This window comes from Streptomyces thermocarboxydovorans (assembly GCF_039524635.1).
In the GTDB taxonomy this organism is placed as follows: domain Bacteria; phylum Actinomycetota; class Actinomycetes; order Streptomycetales; family Streptomycetaceae; genus Streptomyces; species Streptomyces thermocarboxydovorans.
The window spans coordinates 59252-75969 of the sequence record NZ_BAAAGU010000015.1 but is presented as its reverse complement, the minus strand read 5'-3'; the positions used below and the strand labels follow the sequence as shown (position 1 = coordinate 75969).

The 16718-nt window shown below is 70.5% G+C and carries 15 protein-coding genes and 1 pseudogene; 4 read left to right on the top strand and 12 right to left on the bottom strand.

Annotated features, from left to right (window positions below):
- Positions 1 to 7 precede the first annotated feature (7 nt).
- The 8 genes from ABD198_RS09460 to ABD198_RS09425 are packed head-to-tail and all read right to left on the bottom strand — an operon-like array spanning position 8 to position 8368.
- Entirely contained in the window at positions 8 to 1429 is a 1422-nt protein-coding gene (locus ABD198_RS09460; protein ID WP_285512083.1) for an NADH-quinone oxidoreductase subunit N, read from the bottom strand.
- A gap of 5 nt (positions 1430 to 1434) precedes the next feature.
- Positions 1435 to 2943 (bottom strand): complex I subunit 4 family protein, encoded by a 1509-nt coding sequence (locus ABD198_RS09455; protein ID WP_285511769.1) that lies wholly within the window; start codon positions 2941 to 2943, stop codon positions 1435 to 1437.
- A 5-nt stretch (positions 2944 to 2948) separates the two neighbouring features.
- A complete protein-coding gene (locus tag ABD198_RS09450; RefSeq protein WP_343999352.1) occupies positions 2949 to 4799 on the bottom strand; it encodes an NADH-quinone oxidoreductase subunit 5 family protein in 1851 nt (616 codons plus the stop codon).
- The gene (gene nuoK / locus ABD198_RS09445; protein WP_285511767.1) at positions 4796 to 5101 is read right to left on the bottom strand and encodes an NADH-quinone oxidoreductase subunit NuoK; all 306 of its coding nucleotides are present in this window, start codon (positions 5099 to 5101) and stop codon (positions 4796 to 4798) included. The genes ABD198_RS09450 and nuoK overlap by 4 nt, the downstream gene beginning before the upstream one ends.
- Positions 5098 to 5661: an NADH-quinone oxidoreductase subunit J gene (locus ABD198_RS09440; protein WP_285511766.1), complete on the bottom strand. Its 564-nt coding sequence runs from the start codon at positions 5659 to 5661 to the stop codon at positions 5098 to 5100. The genes nuoK and ABD198_RS09440 overlap by 4 nt, the downstream gene beginning before the upstream one ends.
- 13 nt (positions 5662 to 5674) lie before the next feature.
- Positions 5675 to 6619 (bottom strand): NADH-quinone oxidoreductase subunit H, encoded by a 945-nt coding sequence (locus ABD198_RS09435; protein WP_285511765.1) that lies wholly within the window; start codon positions 6617 to 6619, stop codon positions 5675 to 5677.
- Positions 6612 to 8027 carry a hypothetical protein gene (locus ABD198_RS09430; RefSeq protein WP_285511764.1) on the bottom strand — a complete coding sequence of 472 codons (1416 nt, stop codon included), beginning with the start codon at positions 8025 to 8027 and terminating at the stop codon, positions 6612 to 6614. The genes ABD198_RS09435 and ABD198_RS09430 overlap by 8 nt, the downstream gene beginning before the upstream one ends.
- The gene (locus ABD198_RS09425; RefSeq protein ID WP_285511763.1) at positions 8018 to 8368 is read right to left on the bottom strand and encodes an NADH-quinone oxidoreductase subunit A; all 351 of its coding nucleotides are present in this window, start codon (positions 8366 to 8368) and stop codon (positions 8018 to 8020) included. Before ABD198_RS09425 ends, ABD198_RS09430 begins: the two co-directional genes overlap by 10 nt.
- Before the next feature lie 228 nt (positions 8369 to 8596).
- On the opposite strand from ABD198_RS09425, the gene ABD198_RS09420 reads away from it, so the two are divergent.
- On the top strand, positions 8597 to 8815 hold the full coding sequence (locus ABD198_RS09420) for a heavy-metal-associated domain-containing protein (RefSeq protein WP_285511762.1): 219 nt from the start codon (positions 8597 to 8599) through the stop codon (positions 8813 to 8815).
- 267 nt (positions 8816 to 9082) lie between these two features.
- Here ABD198_RS09420 and ABD198_RS09415 read toward each other — a convergent pair whose 3' ends face one another.
- A complete protein-coding gene (locus ABD198_RS09415; RefSeq protein ID WP_285511761.1) occupies positions 9083 to 9334 on the bottom strand; it encodes a hypothetical protein in 252 nt (83 codons plus the stop codon).
- A 708-nt stretch (positions 9335 to 10042) separates the two neighbouring features.
- On the opposite strand from ABD198_RS09415, the gene ABD198_RS09410 reads away from it, so the two are divergent.
- Entirely contained in the window at positions 10043 to 10714 is a 672-nt protein-coding gene (locus tag ABD198_RS09410; RefSeq protein WP_285511760.1) for a hypothetical protein, read from the top strand.
- Positions 10715 to 10815: 101 nt separating this feature from the next.
- Here the strand turns inward: ABD198_RS09410 and ABD198_RS09405 are convergent.
- Together ABD198_RS09405 and ABD198_RS09400 are read right to left on the bottom strand one after the other, a co-directional pair.
- Positions 10816 to 12251, bottom strand: a pseudogene (locus ABD198_RS09405) (MFS transporter).
- On the bottom strand, positions 12248 to 13741 hold the full coding sequence (locus ABD198_RS09400) for a DHA2 family efflux MFS transporter permease subunit (RefSeq protein ID WP_285511758.1): 1494 nt from the start codon (positions 13739 to 13741) through the stop codon (positions 12248 to 12250). Before ABD198_RS09400 ends, ABD198_RS09405 begins: the two are co-directional and overlap by 4 nt.
- A gap of 188 nt (positions 13742 to 13929) precedes the next feature.
- Between ABD198_RS09400 and ABD198_RS09395 the strand changes: the two genes are divergently transcribed.
- Together ABD198_RS09395 and ABD198_RS09390 are read left to right on the top strand one after the other, a co-directional pair.
- Complete coding sequence (locus ABD198_RS09395) at positions 13930 to 14577, top strand: TetR/AcrR family transcriptional regulator (protein ID WP_285511757.1); 648 nt, start codon at positions 13930 to 13932, stop codon at positions 14575 to 14577.
- Positions 14578 to 14688: 111 nt separating this feature from the next.
- Positions 14689 to 15339: a methyltransferase domain-containing protein gene (locus tag ABD198_RS09390; RefSeq protein ID WP_285511756.1), complete on the top strand. Its 651-nt coding sequence runs from the start codon at positions 14689 to 14691 to the stop codon at positions 15337 to 15339.
- Between the two features lie 86 nt (positions 15340 to 15425).
- Here ABD198_RS09390 and ABD198_RS09385 read toward each other — a convergent pair whose 3' ends face one another.
- On the bottom strand, positions 15426 to 16718 hold the full coding sequence (locus tag ABD198_RS09385; protein WP_425580444.1) for an MFS transporter: 1293 nt from the start codon (positions 16716 to 16718) through the stop codon (positions 15426 to 15428).

Sequence of the window (16718 nt, the reverse complement as noted above, 5' to 3'; positions counted from 1 at the left end):
CGGTGAGTCACCGCACGAGCGGACCGTCGAGCACGTCGAGGACCGTGCCGCCGAGCAGCCCGAGTGCGACGGACCCGGCGGCTGCTCCGTAGGCGACCACGGCGGCTGATCTTGACGCCTCGCCCGGCTCACGCGTGGCTCGGCGTGCCAGGAACGCCGGGGCGATCCAGCGCAGGTAGTAGAAGAGGGAGGCCACCGTGTTGACGGCCGCCACGACCGCGAGCCACGCGTAGCCGCCGTCGAAGGCCGCGCTGAAGGCTTCCAGCTTGCCGAGGAAGACGGCGGTCGGGGGCGTGCCGACCAGGCCCAGCAGGCAGACGACGAGAGAGGCCAGCAGGGCCGGGTGCGTCCGTGCCAGCCCCCGGTAGTCGTCGATGGTGTGGGCTTCGGGGAGGGCGCAGACGACGGCGAAGGCCCCGAGATTGGTCAGTGCGTATCCGGCCAGGTAGTACAGCAGCGCCTGCTGGTCGAGGTCGCTGCGTCCGGCGACGGCCACCGGGAGCAGGAGGTAGCCGACCTGGCTGATGGTGGAGTAGGCAAGCAGCCGTTTGACGTCCTGCTGGAAGAAGGCCGCAAGGTTTCCCAACGTCATCGAGGCGACCGAGAGCACGGCCACCAGGTCGGCCCAGGGCAGGTCGGCGTCCGCGAGCGGGACGGCGGCGAGCCGGTAGAAGGCCGCCAGGGCGCCCATCTTGGGGATGGTGGTGAGGAAGGCGGCCACGGGAGGGGAGCTGCCCTGGATCGCGTCGGGAACCCAGAAGTGGCCGGGCACTCCTCCGGCCTTGAACAGGACGCCGGCGAGGAGGGCGAGCGTGCCGACCGCCACCAGTCCGGGCGGTGCCTCGGCGAGCTCGGTGCGCAGCATGGGGTACGCGGTCGTGCGGCTGGCGGCGAGCAGGACCGTGATGCCGGTGAGCATCAGGACGCCGAGGAGCGCGCCGACGACGTAGAACTTCAGTGCCGCTTCGGTGCCGGGGCCGTCCTTGCGGAATCCGGCGAGCGCGTAGGCGGGCACGCTGGCCAGCAGGTAGCCAGCGGCAAGGAGCAGGAGGTCGTGGGCGCCGGCCAGCATCAGCGCTCCCGCGGAGGCGAGCTGGAGCAGGACGTAGAACTCGGTCTCGCGCGGGTCGGCGTACCGGCGGGGCATGGCGAGTGCGAGGACGAGCAGGGTGGCGCCGAGGATGACGATCCTGCTGGTGGCCGTGACCGGGTCGATGGCGAAGGACTCGCCGAAGGCCGTCTTGGCGGGGTCGGCCGCGGCGATCGCTGCGGCGGCGATTCCTCCGGTGCAGGCCGCTCCCGCCATGGCGCCGATCAGCCACTGGCGGCGACGCGGCAGCCACGCTCCAAGCAGCAGACCGAGCACGGCGGAGGCGGCGAGCAGGACCTCGGGCAGGAGGTCGAGGGGGTTCTCGTTCATCCCGGTCATCTCGTTCATCGCGCGAGCAGCTCCAGCACGGTGCGCGAGGCGGGTTCGATGACGTCGAGGACGAACCGGGGAGCGAGGCCGAGGACGACGCCCAGGGCCAGCAGCGGGACGATCGCGAGTCCTTCGTGGAGGCGGATGTCGGGGAACGGCCGGTCGGTGCCCGGCGCGGCGACGGGCAGCCGCAGCGGACCGAGGAACACCTGCTGCAGAGCGCGCAGAAACAAGCCCGCGGTGAGCAGGATCCCGAGCACGGCCAGTCCGGTGGCCACCGGCTCCGGGCCCAGACTCCCGGTGAGGATCTGGAACTCGGCGATGAAGCCGGAGAAGCCAGGCAGCCCGAGGGAGGCGAAGGCAGCGACGCCGGTCAGCGCGGCGAAGACCGGCGCCCGCCCGGCGACGCCGGAGTACGCGGACATCTCGTAGGTGCGCCCGCGCTCGTACAGCACACCGGACAGCAGGAACAGCGCCCCGGTCAGGAGCCCGTGGCTGACCATCTGGAAGACGGCCCCGGTGACGGCGAGTCGGCGGGCCTCTTCCTGGCCGGTGCCGACAGCCCCGGCCGCGCCGACCGCCAGGATGATGTAGCCCATGTGGTTGACGGAGGTGTAGGCGACCATCCGTTTGAAGTTGGTCTGGGCGAGCGCGACCAGCGCGCCGTACAGCACCGAGATCACGCCGACGATGACGAAGACGAGGGCGTAGTCCCGCCAGGCGTCGGGCAGGACGGGCATGGCGATGCGCAGGAAGCCGTAGGTGCCCATCTTCAGCAGCACGCCGGCGAGGATCGCCGATCCTGCGGCCGGGGCGTCGGTGTGGGCGGGCGGCAGCCACGTGTGGAAGGGCACGGTCGGAGTCTTGACCGCCAGGCCGATGCCGATGGCGAGGAGGACGAGAGCACCGTACGCCGCACGCCCCGCCAGCGGGTCCGCGCGCGTCAGCTCGACGATGTCGAAGGTGTGTGGGTCGGCCGCAAGGTACAGGCCGATGAAGCCGAGGAGCAGGGCGAGTGAGCCGATGAAGGTGTAGAGGAAGAACTTCAGCGCGGCGCGGGCGGCGCCCCCGTGTCCCCATCCCGCGATGATGAAGTATATCGCCACGATGGACAGGTCGAAGAAGACGAAGAAAAGGATCAAATCGAGGGCGGCGAACAGGCCGAGGCATGTGGTCTGCAGGAAGAGGAACAGAGCCGCGAACTCCCGGACCCGCCGGGACTGGCGCCAGGCGTACAGCGCGCAGGCGAGGAACAGCACGCAGGTCACGGCGACCAGCGGAAGCGAAAGGCCGTCGACTCCGACGTGGTAACTGATGCCGGCGCTGGGGATCCACCGGGCTCGGGTCTCGTACTGAATGCCGCCGTCGGCCCGGTATCCCGCCCAGACGATCAATGTCAGGAGCAGTTCGGCGGCGGTGGTCGCCACCCAGGCCGACAAGAAGAGGACACGGGCTGCGCTGCGCGGCACACACAGCAGTAGGGCCGCCACGGCGGTTGGAAGCAGGACGATGGCCGTGAGCACGGCGGTCACCTCACGAGGACGAGGACGACGGCGAGGACGGTGAAGGCGGCGACCGCCTGAGCGAGGTACTGGTGCAGCTGCCCGGTCTGCGGCCTGCGCGCCCAGCGCCCGAGCGCCCGCGCACCGCCCGCCACGCCCTCCACCGCGCCGTCGACCAGCTGCTCCGCTCGGGCATCGGCCCACCGCGCCAGTCGGACCGAGCTGCGGGCCGTGCCCTCGACAGCCCGGTCCAGCACCCGGTCGTCGAAGGCGGCGAGGGCGCCGGCGAGGCGCATGACCGGGTCTACGAGGAGGGCTCGCGCGGCGCTCTCCAGGCGCAACCAGTCGGACGCCCAGGCAGTGATCCGACCCGGAGGAGCGAGGAGTTGGGGTCCGCGCATCCAGACGAAAGCAACGACGGCTATGGCGAGCGCACCGGATAAATACAGTTCCCAGGCATGGGGTTCCGGTTGTCCTCCGCCGCCGAGCACCCGCTCGACCGCGTCCCGTACGGGTGGGAATGACATGACAGTCAGGGCGGCGCAGGCGACGGCCAGGGTCACCAACGGCAGCCGCGTCGCGTACGGCAGCGGCTCCTCACGCTCCTCCGGTACGGGAGCGGGTTGCCAGACGAACCAGAGGGCCTTGGCGCTGTAGACCGCGGAGATCACCGTGCCGGCCAGCCCGACGAGGTACAACGCCGTGTTGTCCTCCAAGGCGCCGACGAGAAGGACGTCCTTGGCCGCCCACAGCGCCAGGGGCGGGACCCCAGCCAGAGCCAGGGCTGCGACGCTGAAGGTGATCCCAGCCGTACGGTGCCTCCGGGCCGCACCGCGCAAGGCGGGCAGCGACTTGGTGCCCAGGGTGGTCAGCCAGGCCCCCGCGACCAGAAAGGCCAGGCTCTTCGCGGCGGCATGGGCCATGAGCTGCAGAGTTCCGCCAGTCACCGCACCGGCCCCGGCGGCGAGCACCATGAAACCGATCTGTGCGCAGGTCGAAGCAGCGAGCAGCTGCTTGAGGTCGGTCTGCGCCACGGCGACCAGGCCGAGCACCACCGCCGTCACCGCACCCGTCCACGCCACGACGGGCCCGCCCCAGCCGGACTGCGCGAGCAGCGGCTCCAGTCGCAGCAGCAGATACGCCCCCGCCACCACCATGGTCGCCGAATGCAGCAAAGCGGAGACCGGACTCGGGCCCTGCATGGCCCGGGACAGCCAGAAGCTGAACGGCAGCTGGGCCGACTTGCCGAACGCGGCCACGATGACGCCGGCGGTGATGACCGCCGACCACGCGCCGGTCGCGTCCGCGAGCTCGTCGAGGGCAAGGGAGCCGACCTGCCCGCTCGCCAGTGCCGCCCCGGCGGCGAGGTAGAGGCCGAGGTCGGCGGCCCGGGTGGTGAGGAAGGCCGTGTTGGCGGCATGACCGCGCTCGGGATCCCGCCACCAGTAGCCGATCAACGCCCACGAGGTGGCGCCCATCGCCTCCCAGGCCATCAGCAGGACCTGCAACGTGGTCGCGGTGACCGTCGTCAGCATCGCGCCGCCGAACAGCAGCATCAGCCCGAAGAAGCGGGCACGTGCCTCGTCCGGTCCGATGTCCGCGACGCTGAAGAGGAGGACGGCCGCGGTCACCGCCGTAACGGTCACGACCATGAGGCGGGAGAGCCCGTCGACCGCGAGCCCGGCGGGAAGCCCTTCGAGCAGCGGCGCCTCGACCCGAGGGTGCTCGAAGGCCACCGCGACGGCGAGGCCGAGAGCGGCGACGGCTGTCCCGACCGCGACCGTGGGGGCGTACCGATCCGCCGGGCGACCGACGACCGCGAGCAGCGTCCCCACGGTCAGCGGCAGCGCAACGAGCGTCCACAGCAGGGCGCTCACTCTTTCAGCTCCGCTGCCATGTCGGTCATGTCGACCTCGCGGGATCGGAACAGTGCGGTGACGACGGCGAATCCGATGGCCATCTCCACCGCCATGACCGTGACCGCCAGGACGACCAGTACCTGTCCGTCGGCCGCCTCCGGGGCGATGTAGTGCCAGACGGCCGCCGCGCCGGCGATGATGCCGCCCAGCATCAGTTCCAGCCCCATCATCAGCATCACGATCGACTGCTGAGTGAGCGTGCCGAACAGGCCGATGCTGAACAGGGCCGCTGCGAGCAGCAGAAAGAGCTCCAGGCTCATCGGCCCATCCCTCCCCGTACCGGGTCGTCGGCGGTACGCGCCTTGAGGTCGTCGCCGAAGCGGTCGTAGCGGCCCCTCCGCGTGGCCAGGACCACGGTTGCGACGATGGTGGCGAAGAGGGCGAGGCCCAAGGTCATCATGGTGAGCATCTGAGGACCCATCAGCGACAGGCCCAGGTCCATGGTCGGATCGGCCGACGGCCTGCCGCGCCGGGACAGCCACGGGGCGAGCAGGATCCCGGCGGCGAGTGCGGCGAAGACCGCCGCGCAGATCACGGCCGCGCCCTTCTTGTTGTGGACCATGGTCATGGGCATGAGCCCGGCCGGGTTCATCATGTACATCACCATGAACACGGCCATGATGGCCATCTCGATGGTCATCATCAGCACGATCACGACCCCGAGGTAGTCCAGCCCGAGGAGCAGCACCTCGCCGCCCACGCACAGCAGCGAGGTCAGCAGCGCGTATGTGGCCCGGGCCATGGAGTCGAACCGGAACACCATGACCCCACTGGCCACAGCCAGCAGGGCCAGCACCCAGAAGATCACGTCATCGAGCACGGCCACCCTCTCCTCATCGGTTCAGGACGACTATGGCCACGACCAGGGCCTGAAGCAGCGTCAGCGGCACGAGCACCATCCACGCCAGCTCCGTGTAGCGCTCCATCCGCAGCGTGGGCAGCAGCCGGCGCCCGGCCACCAGCAGCGCCAGCACCGCTGCCGTCTTGAGCAGCGTCCACGCCCAGCCCGGCAGCAGTGGGCCGTGCCCGCCGCCGAGGAACAGCGGCACGCTGAAGCCGGCGGTCACCACGAGCAGCATCCACCGGCCGCCCAGCAACACCAGCCGGTCCACGCCGGTCAGTTCGACGGCGGCGCCCCCAGCCGCATCCCGTGCGAGCGGGTACTCGAAGGGCCCCCAGAACGCCATCGCGAGCGCACTCAGCAGATAGACCACGAACGCGACCGGCATCCACACCACGAACCACAGACCGTCCTGGGCCGCGACCACGTCCCCGACCCGCAGGGACTCGGCCCCCAGCGCGGCCGTGGTGATCGCGAACATGTGCGGCAGTTCGTACGCCAGGCCCTGCGCCAGGAACCGGTATCCGCCGATCAACGACAGCGCCGAGTTCGGCCCCCAGCCCGCCAGCCACACCGCCGCCCAGGCCAGCGCCTCCATCGTGTTGAACCACACGACGCCGACGGACGGATCGCTCACGGAGCGGAAGCCCCACGGCAGTACGGCACCCGCGAGCACCGCGGCCACCGGGACCAGCACCACGCCCAGCCTTTCGAGCAGCCTGTCGGCGGCTGTCGTACGGCGCGGCTGCTGGACGAGCAGCCGTAGGGCTTCGCGTAACGGAGCCATCGCGCGACGCCCGGCCTCCCCGACGCTCCCGGCGTGACCCCGCTCGGCCACCCCGGACACCACCGCGTCGAGCCCGGCCGTGATCACGGCGGCCACCGCCAGGGCGACGGGAAGGATGACGGTCGCCCACAGTGGCGCGGCATCAGGCATGGGCCGCTCCTGACACGGGCGTGAGCGCGAGTTCGTCGATGTCGGGGTCCAGGCTGGCCACGATGATCCGCGCGCAGGCGAACTCCGCGCCGGTCAGCAACTCCGGAAGGATGTCGAGGAGCGCCCGCGACGGCGGCTGCTCTCCGTCCAGGCGTCCGCGCGGGCCGGTGAGCTCGCCCGGCGTCAACGGTCGTTCGTCGTCGAGCACTTCCAGGGCGCGCTCGATCTCGTCAACCCACATTCGCAGTCGGTCGTAGGAGTCCCCGTTCGCGGCGAGGGCCGGCCCGGTCACTCCGGACTCGCCCGCTCTGGAGGACGGCAACTCCCCCAGCCCGGCGATCGACCACCGCAGGACGCGCGACCGTTCCACCCCGCGCAGTACACCGCCCAGTTCGCGGCTGATCCCCAGGCGTGACGCCCCCGACAGCACCTCGTCCCGCAAGCGACGGCATCGCGCGGCGACGTCGTGCCAGCCCACGACGGCAAGAAGTCGCCCCACACTGTCCAGATGGGCGGCGCAGCGCTGGCGTGCCGCGCTGCCGCTGCTGACCTCCTCGCCCTGCGCGGCCCGCAGCCACGGCTCGTCCCAGAAGGGCATCCGATGTCCGGGCGGCGCCGGGAGATGGTCCACCTCCACGCCCTGCACGACGTCTCCTTGCAGGGTGAGGCGGAGGATGAGCCCCGTCGGCCAGTCGGGCAGACCGGGCCCGATCGGCACATGCAGCTGATCCAGCCTCAGCTCGTCCCGGTCGTCGCCCCGTTCCGCCATCGCCAGCCCCGCGACCTCTCCCATGGCGTGCATGTCGTGGCCCATGTGATCCATATGGCCGGCATGGCCTTCCTGATCCATGTGGTCCATGTGCCCGTCATGGTCGTCAGGGTCATGGCGCTCATGGCCCTCCTGTCCAAGGTGAGTCGCATGACCGTCGTGGCCTTGGTCCGCGGACTGGTGGCGACGGCCGTGGTCGTCGGGCGCTTGGGACGGCGAGCTGCCGTGGTGTGCGCGGTGGTCGTGATCGTCGCCGTGCGCATGAGCGCCAGAGCCGCCCGCTGTGGGGTCCCACTGACGGTCTGCCTCATGCTCGCGCGGAGTCGCAGCCCTGCCGGTCAGCTCCCTCCGCGCCCGGTCGAGCGCGTGCGCGACGTGGCCGGTCTCCTCCACCATGATCCGTACGGCCGGCTCGGGCATCGACCGCTTGATGCAGTCGAGCCACTCTCGGTCCTCCGGCTCGGGGGCACCGCAGACAACCAGCAGGTCGGCCGCCGCCGGTGCGCTCGCGGTGGGCCACTCCCGCCCACGCACTTCCGCCTCCACCGCCAGCCGGAGCTGCGTGGCGCCCGGCAACGCGACCGTCAGCACCGCCGGGCGCTGCATCGCCGTACGGCGCAGAAAGCCCCTCAGGTCCATCGCAGGGCCCCCTCACGCCAGGCGTACGCCACGGCCGCGAACAGAATGCCCAGGAAGAGGAACATCTCCACGACGGCCGTGGCGCCCACCTTTGAGACGACCTTCACCCACGGGTACATGAACAGCATCTCCATGTCGAAGGCCAGAAAGATCATGGTGACCGCGTACCACCGCACATGGAATCTGGACACGGCATGCTCGCCCGGCTTGAGGCCCCCGGCGAACGGGCCCGCTTCCAGGGGAGTCCGCGCTGCCGCCAGCCACAGGCCCAGTCCGTAAAGGCCAGCCAGACCGGCCCCGACCACACCGAGAAGGACCAGCATCGGCTTCCATGCGTCCATCGCGCCCGGCCTCCGTTCTGCCCACCCGCCTGCCCAGGGTCACAGCCCACTCCTCGTACCCGAGGGCGTGGATTCGATGACGCAGCGCCTGCTCCATCGCGAAAAACCATGGTGCGCCGTCAGCCCCTTCGGACCCAGCAGGCGCGGCCTGAGGCACAGAGCCCACCCTCAGCGAACATTACCCCCAGGGGGTATGCTGGGGTACCTCTCTTGGGAAGGAGCAAGCACATGGCTCAGAAGGTGTACGACGTCAAGGGCATGACCTGCGCGCACTGCGTGCAGGCCGTCAGCTCCGAAATCAGCGGTCTCCCCGGCGTGAAGGATGTCCAGGTGGATCTGCCTTCGGGCAAGGTCACGGTGATCAGCGAGGAGCCGCTGGACACGGCCGCCGTCGCGGCCGCGGTCGACGAGGCCGGCTACGAGCTCGTGGGCGGCGAGGGACAGTGAACCGGCGGGTGGAACTGCTGCGCCGGGCTGCCGGTCACCCTGTCGTCAGGCTGACTGCGGCGGCGCTGCTCCAAGCCGCGGCCTCCCGGCTGACGGATCCCGCCGCGGCACCGGCGCGGAAGTCCTGCGCGTGCGGCCCCACTCGCTCCCCACAGGGCTGAGCCGCGTCGCACTTTGCGGACCGTCCTCCACCGTGAGACACACGCCGCTTGCCGCCCGGTCATCCACGACCGGTACGCTGATGCGCCGCGATGGGTTGCAGGGGCGTCATGTCGACGCCACGGCGAGATGACGGAGCGAATGAGCTACAGGGCCGGGACAGGGCGAGGCGCGGTGGGGCGTCTGATGCTCCTGCTGCTCCTCGCCCTCGGCCTGATGCATCTCCTCGCCCACACGGGTGACGCCGGCAGGAGCCGCGCACCCGAGACCGCCGCTCATGCCCACGCCGTTCAGCATGAGCCGACACCGGGTGAGGCAGCCAAGGCTGTCGCAACGGCATCCGACCAGCACGATCATCATGGCACCGAGGGTGCGACGGAGTTCGGTGTGTGTGCCGCCGTCATCGGCTGCTGCGCTCTCCTGGCGGCCGGCAGTTGGCGACTTCGCGGGCGCCGCGCCGCCTTGCTCCTCCTGCTCAGGAGGCACAAGCGGCCAGCGTGGCCCGGCCTGTGCCGACCATCGGGTCCGACTCGTTTGCAGGGCGTAGATATCGCGCAGCTGGCAGTTCTGCGGATTTAGGTCGTCGCCACGGCGCGCAGGCAGTAGTCCTCGCCGTGCGACCTCGTACGACGAGATTTGGCAGCCCCAGAGTGCGGGACCATCGCGGCCCGACCGGGGCGGAAAACGCCTGCACCGCTGTCGCCGATCCGACGCATCCCTGCCACGTACGCCCCGGCGGACCGGACACGCCTTTCCCGCGTGCCGGCCCACCCGCGAAAGGTCATATTCGTGACTCAGCCCTACCTCGCCCCCCGTGCCGGTGTGCCCACCCAGCCGCAGGCACACGCCCCGTTCCCGCAGCAGTACCAGCGTCATCCCGCACAGCCGCCCCGCCCGCCACGTCAGCAGCAGCCGCCTCTCCACGCCGACCCGGATGTCCGGCCGGCCCAGGACCCGGCCGCCGGGGTTCCGGAATTGGGGCAAGCTCCCCGCCAGACTCCTGATCCGGACGCTCCTCCCCGGACCGGTGGGCGCCGGGCCCGCCGACGGGCGCAGAAGCGGACGCCGGTGATCGGCGACTACCTGGGATACGCCACGACGTTCGTCGGTGCGGGCCTGATCAGCGGCGCGGTAGTGCACCATCCGCTGGACCCGGACCGGTACACGGTGATCGCGCTGGTCGGAGCGGGCGTCTTCCTCTGTGCGACCGTGCTGAACGAGTTCATCCTCAAGCGGCAGCGGCCCAGTGCCTCCAAGGTGGTCGCGATCGTGCTGGCCTCGCTGGCGTTGTCGTTCGGCATCGGCATGCTGAGCGGCGGACTCCAGCACTTCGAGGACTTCCCCGAGCGAGCGGCGATGCTGATTCCGTTCGGTCTGGCTCTGTCCTTCGTGGCCTATGTGCTGCGTTACGACGCCGCGCGCTGGCGCAGCATCATCGGTCCGACCGGGCTGCTGGTGCTGGTCACCGCGGCGGTCGCGTTCGTCGGGCTGCGCGGTATCGCCGCCGACATGGCTGCGGAGTCCGGCGGAGGCGGCCACAGCCACGGCGAGGAGAGCACCGGCGAGGCTGAGACTCACGAGGACAACACCGGGGAGAGCACCGGCGAAGCGGAGACGCACGAGGGCCACTCCGAGGACGCCGGAACGAAGGCACCTGATGCCTCGCCGAGCGCCGAAAGCACCGAGACGGGTGCGGGCAAGGAAGAAGCCGGCCACGCAGAGGACGGGCACACCCACTGAGTCGCGGCACCGGGAGCCGCGGCGCGCTGGAGTTGCTGCGGCTCCCGGCACCCAGCTGTGCGTTCGGGCTCGTTGCTCCTGGGTTCGGCGGTCATCCTCGGTCAGTGCACGTGCGGGCCCCCGCTCGACTGCGGTTTGCCACGCGGCACGAGCGCCAAGGCCACCAGCGCGGTGGCCGCCGCCGCCACCGCACACACCCTGAACGCATCGGCGAAGCCACTCGCAGAACCTCGCTCGAAGCCGGACGCGGCGACGGTCGAGACGACGGCGACGCCTATCGAGCCGCCCACCTCGTGGAAGGTGTTGACGACCCCGGAGGCGAGTCCTGCCTCCTGGTGCTCCACCATGGCCAGCGCGGTCGTCGTAGCGGTGACGAACACGGCGCCGATGCCGAGGGAGGCGATCACGAAGCCCGGCAGGAGACGTCCGTACACGCTGCCGTTCTCCGAGAGCTGGGTCAGCGGGATGGTTCCGGCGGCCGCGACGATCATGCCGGCGACAGCCGTCGGCCGGCTGCCGATCCGGCCGACGAGCCGGGATCCGAGATGGGCACCGGCACCGGTGGCAACGGCGACGGGCAGGAACACCAGTCCGGTCCGCAGCGGGCTGAACCCCCGGACATGCTGCAGATACACGGACCCCAGAAAAAAGAACGCGATCAGCAATGCCGTGGCGATCAGCATCAGGAAGGCCCCGGCGAGCACCGGCCGCCGGGTGAACATCCGCAAGTCCATCAGCGGGGCCCGGCTGGCTCGTTCGACCGCCGCGAAGGCCGCGTAGGCGAGCACCCCACCGGCCAGCGGCAGCAGGGTCGAGGCGTCCGCCCAGCCGGCGTCCCCGGCCTTGACCAGACCGTAGATGAGAGCGGCGGTGCCTGCCGTTACGAGCAGCGCGCCAGGGGCGTCGAGGCGCGCGGGTTGTGGAGCGCGGCTCGGCACGACGGCGGGCAGGGCGATCAGCAGGAGCAGCCCGACGGGGACGTTGATGTAGAACACCCACTGCCAGCCGGGTCCACCGGTCAGGGCTCCACCGAGCAGTACACCCGCTGCCGAGCCGGTGCCGCCGATCGCCGCCCAGACGCCGAGCGCCTTGTTGCGTTCGGTTCCGTGGAAGGTGGTGGTGACGATGGAGAGCGCGGCGGGGGACATCAGAGCGGCGCCTACGCCCTGGCCGATGCGCCCGCCGAGCAGCGTCGGGCGTTCTCGGCCAGCCCGGTGACCAGTGACGCGGTGGTGAAGAGGACGAGTCCGGCGAGCAGGGTGCGGCGTGCGCCGAGTGCGTCTGCGAGTCGGCCGCCGAGCAGCATCAGCCCGCCGAAGCAGAGGGTGTAAGCGGTGACCACCCAGGTCAACGTCTCCCGGTCGAGGTCGAGGTCGGCCGCCATGTCGGGCAGGGCGACGTTCACGACAGTGACGTCGAGGATCAGCATGAACTGGGCGAGACAGATCAGTGCCAGTGCTGCCCAGCGGCGCGGGTCTGCGGGCGGGTGGTGGGCGTGTTCGGCGGTGTGGGGTGCATCGGCCGCTGAGTGGGTCATGACGGGTCCTTCGGGTGCGTCGTTCCGGTCGGATCCGCGCCGCGGGTGGGCGCGAGGAGGAGAGCGAGGACCACGCCCGTCACGGTCACACCGGCCCCAGCGAACATCGCCGGGCCCATGCCGTCGACGAACGCGTGGCGGGCGGCCTTGGCGAAGGTGGTTCCGGCCTCACCGGGCAGTCGCTCGGCGAGGGCGAGCGCCGTACCCAGGGATTCCTTGGCGGAGTCGAGAAGACTCCCGGGAACAGGAGCGGGGATGGCGTCGAGGCCGCTGCGGTAACGGTCGGAGAGCAGGCTGCCCATGACGGCGACTCCGGTCGCCGCGCCGAGCTGGATGGCGGCGCTGTTGGTGGCCGAGCCGACGCCGAGGTCCGTTTCGGGCAGCGAACCGACGATGGCGTCGCTGGTCGCGGTGATGACGAACCCGGCGCCCGCGCCCAGCAGCAGCATCGCCACCAAAGCCCGGCCGTAGCCGTCCGCGGTCTCGGTGGTGGCGAGCACCGCCGAGGATGCGCCCAGCAGCGCGAGCCCGGCGGCTGATACCGCGCGCATGCCGAGACGGGGCACGAGGACGCCCGCCAGCGGTCCCGCGACCAGCAGGGCCAGGGCGGCGGGGCCGAGCCGAAGTCCGGTCTGCCCGGCGCTGTAGCCGAGAACGAACTGGAAGTACTGCACGACCACGAAGAGCGTGCCGATCAGCGCGAAGGCACCCAGCAGAACCAGCAGGTCACCGGCCGCGAGAGCGCGGTGCCGGAAGATCCGCAGCGGCAGCATCGGGGACGCGGCCCGGCGCTGCCAACCGACGAAGGCGGCGAGCAGCAGGACACCCGCCGCGAAGGCGACCAGCACGGCGGCACTGGTCCAACCGCGGTCGGGTCCTTCGATGACCGCCCACAGCACGCTCGCCACGGCCAGGACGGAGAGCAGGGCTCCGGCCGGGTCCGGCCGCCCGGTCTCGGGGGCCCGGGAGTCGGGCACGAACAGGGCGGCGGCGACGAGCCCCGCGACACCTATGGGGAGGTTGATCAGGAACACCGATCCCCACCAGTAGTGGCTGAGCAGCCAGCCGCCGACCATCGGCCCGATCACCGTCCCGACGCCGACGGCCGCCGACCAGATGCCTATCGCCTTCGTGCGTTCGGCACCGCACGGGAAGATGTTCCCGATGACCGCGAGCGTGGCCGGCATGATCAACGCCTCACCCACGCCCATGACCCCGCGCGCCAGGACGAGGGCGGTCACGGAACCGGCGTACGCGGCAGCCACCGAGGCACCCGTGAACAGCGCCAGGCCCGCCATGAAGACCCACTTGCGGCCGAGCCGGTCCGCGAGACTGCCGCAGAACAGCACCAAGCTGCCCGACATCAAGGCGTAACTGTCGACAATCCATTGCAACTGGCGTGTGGATGCGCCGAGTTCACCGACGAGAGTCGGCAGGGCGACGTTCAGCACGGTGGTGTCCAGCCCGACGACCAGCAGGCTCACGCTCACGACGGCGAGGGTGAGCCACCGCCGGGCCGGCGGGGCCGCGATAGGCCGTGCGGCGGTTATCGGATGAGTCACGGAAGGCACGAGGTCCCCTCTCTCCTGCACGGTCTCGCTCGACCACGCAACTGAACCATACTGTTCAGTTCACATGTACTCAACCGTACAGTTCAGGTGGTGCTATGGTCGGTGCCATGAGCGTGGACAGCGTCAGGCGGCCTCCGAGCGGACCCCGCGCGGAGCTGAAGCGGCAGGCCATCGTGCGGGCCGCCCGCGAGCTGTTCCTGCGCGACGGCTTCGGGGTGGGAATGGACACCATCGCCGCCGAGGCAGGTGTGTCGAAGGTGACCGTCTACAACCACTTCGGCAGCAAGGAAGCCCTCTTCACAGCGGTCATCACGGACGCACTCGACGAACCGCTGGCCGGGGAGTCGTCGGCCGCGCTTGAGGGTCTGACTGAGGCCGAGGACCTGCGGGCCGCCCTCGTCGAGGCGGCCCGAACCTGGGTCCACGCCGTGCGCACCAACCACGAGGTGACCGCTCTGCGCAACCTCGTCGCCGCCGAACTACACCGCTTCCCCGAGCTGGGCGAAGCCTGGAGACACCGCGGCACGGAGAGCCACCACCCCGCCGTCGCGAACGCTCTGCGCGCCCTCGCCGAGCAAGGCCGGCTGGAGATTTCCGACCTGCAGGTGGCGATCATCCAGTTCTACGGGCTTCTGGTCTTCCCCCACATGGTCTTCAGCTCCTACGGCACGCACATCGACGAGGACCTGACGGACCGCCTCGTCACCAGCGGCGTCGACATGTTCCTCGATCACTACGGCCCACGCAGTCGGTAGCGATCCGCCATCGGCGTCGGCGCTTGCGCCGGAACTCCACCCAGGGGTGGGCAAGATGTATCCACCCCAGGGCCGATCCATCCTCGCGACCACTTTGGTGAGATAGACGGTGTGACCGCTGTAACTACCGCGCTGCCCCGCGTATGGCCCAGCCCTGACGGCAAACCACTTCCGCCCGCCGAGGCGGCCGAGGTCTTCCGTACCTTCGCCCGTGATCTGGCCGCAGGCCGTCGACATTGGGATGCCGAGACCGCGCGCTTCATCGCCGAGCTGTTCGACCGACTGGCAGCCGAGTGGGACACCTCCCAAGCCACCGGTCGTGACGATCCGCTGCGCGATGCCCTGGAGCGTGGCGGGCCGCTCCCCAACGGCCCCTGTCTGGAGGTAGGTTCCGGCACCGGCCTATTCACCCCATTGCTCGGCCGTTTCTTTCCGCAGGTGATCAGCGTGGATCTGTCGGAGCAGATGCTGCGCCAGGCCGCGGGGCGCTCACCGCTGCGTGTGCGTGGCGACGCCAGCATTCTTCCGGTGGCCGATGCCCGGGTCGCGGCCATCGCAGCCATCGACATGCTCCTCTTCCCCGCCGAGACCGCCCGCGTCCTAGCCCCGGACGGTGTGCTGCTGTGGATCAACCAGCTCGGTGAGGACGGGCCGCTGTACCTGCCCGCCGATGAAGTCGCCGCGGCTCTGCCAGGGCAGTGGCAGGCCATCGAGGCCGAAGCCGGCTGGGGCAGCTGGGCCGTACTGCGCCGCGCCTGTTGAACCAGCTCAGCGGGCTTCGTTCAGCTGCCGCTCGGTGGGGGCGGGACACCTGGCGGTGCCCCGCCCTTGGCCGGAGAGCCGGTGGGTCAGACGGTCGCGGGCAACCGCTCGGCAGCGGACGGCGCCGCCAGTCGGCCTGAGCGGTGCAGGCCGTACAGGGCGACCGCGCACGCCAGGCCGAGGGCGAACAGCGTGACCCACGGCAGCGCCGGCATCCCGGCCGCGCGGGCGGCGTCGAGCGCGGCGCCCGTGCCGAGGTTCCCGACAGTGATGCCGATACCGCAGATCGTGTTGTACAGCCCGTAGTGGGTGGCGACGAGGCGATCACCGGAGAGACGGACGATGGTGTCCATCTCGAACGGGTAGGCGATCATCGTGCCGATGGCCAGCAGCAGTGCGGCGAGCGTCGGCGGAACCGCCGCGAGGAGCCACAGTCGGATCCCGGACTCCGGCACGGGCACGGCGGTGGCCAGCAGCAGGGGCACGAAGGCCAGGCCCATCGCCGCCAGCCCGCGCACGAGCGCCTGCCCGGGCTCGTATCGCGCCTTGCACCACGCTGTCACCCGCGTCTGCCCGACGATCGTGCTCAGACCGGAGACCGCGAAGAGGACCGCCACCGCGGCCGTGCCGAACTCCCCGTCGCCGCCAAGTCGGCGCACCTCCAGAGGCAGGGCCAGATAGACCTGGAAGGACAGGACGTACGAACCGATCATGGCGACGGAGAAGAGCAGAAAGGGCCGGTTCGCGAGGATGCCGCGCCACTGGGCGAGCACACCCTGAGCGTCGTCGCTGTCCTGTTTCTTGGTGTCGTCGGCTCGCCGGGCGGGCAGTGCGCGGATCTGTACGACGCTCAGCAGGGCGAAGATCCCTGCGGCGACCAGGCAGGTGATGCGGAAGTCCACCCCGGTCAGCACCATGCCGACCAGGGGGCCCAGCAGAATTCCGGCCTGATAGAAGACGTTGAACAGTGCGAACGCCTCGACCCTGCGCTCGCCGGCGTCGGCCGCGAGGTACGCCCGTACGGCCGGGTTGAACAACGCCCCCGCCAGGCCCGTGGCTGCCGAGGCGGCGAGCAGCGCGGGCAGCGAGTCCACCAGACCGAGCGTCGCGAAGCCGAGGGTGCGCAGCACGCACCCGGCGATGATCATCGGCTTGTAGCCGATCCGGTCGGCGAGCGTGCCCCCGACCAGGAACATGCCCTGCTGGCTGAAGTTCCGTACGCCCAGGACGAGCCCGACGAGCCAGCCGGCCAGCCCGAGCGTCCCGGACAGGTGGGCGGCCAGATACGGCATCAGCATGTAGAAGCCGAGGTTGATGGTGAACTGGTTCACCATCAACAGCTGGACACTGCGCTCGTACGACCGTACCTGGGTGAGCAT

What these genes read in the sequence shown, in the direction of transcription:
- ABD198_RS09415 (WP_285511761.1), bottom strand. Translation starts at nt 9,334, where the DNA reads ATGATGATCGTGCTGGTCGGATGCCGTTGCGACAGCCTTGGCTGCCTC.
- ABD198_RS09430 (WP_285511764.1), bottom strand. Translation starts at nt 8,027, where the DNA reads ATGGACCTGAGGGGCTTTCTGCGCCGTACGGCGATGCAGCGCCCGGCG.
- ABD198_RS09385 (WP_425580444.1), bottom strand. Translation starts at nt 16,718, where the DNA reads ATGCTCACCCAGGTACGGTCGTACGAGCGCAGTGTCCAGCTGTTGATG.
- ABD198_RS09420 (WP_285511762.1), top strand. Translation starts at nt 8,597, where the DNA reads ATGGCTCAGAAGGTGTACGACGTCAAGGGCATGACCTGCGCGCACTGC.
- ABD198_RS09395 (WP_285511757.1), top strand. Translation starts at nt 13,930, where the DNA reads ATGAGCGTGGACAGCGTCAGGCGGCCTCCGAGCGGACCCCGCGCGGAG.
- ABD198_RS09425 (WP_285511763.1), bottom strand. Translation starts at nt 8,368, where the DNA reads ATGGACGCATGGAAGCCGATGCTGGTCCTTCTCGGTGTGGTCGGGGCC.
- nuoK (WP_285511767.1), bottom strand. Translation starts at nt 5,101, where the DNA reads ATGAGCCTGGAGCTCTTTCTGCTGCTCGCAGCGGCCCTGTTCAGCATC.
- ABD198_RS09435 (WP_285511765.1), bottom strand. Translation starts at nt 6,619, where the DNA reads ATGCCTGATGCCGCGCCACTGTGGGCGACCGTCATCCTTCCCGTCGCC.
- ABD198_RS09460 (WP_285512083.1), bottom strand. Translation starts at nt 1,429, where the DNA reads ATGACCGGGATGAACGAGAACCCCCTCGACCTCCTGCCCGAGGTCCTG.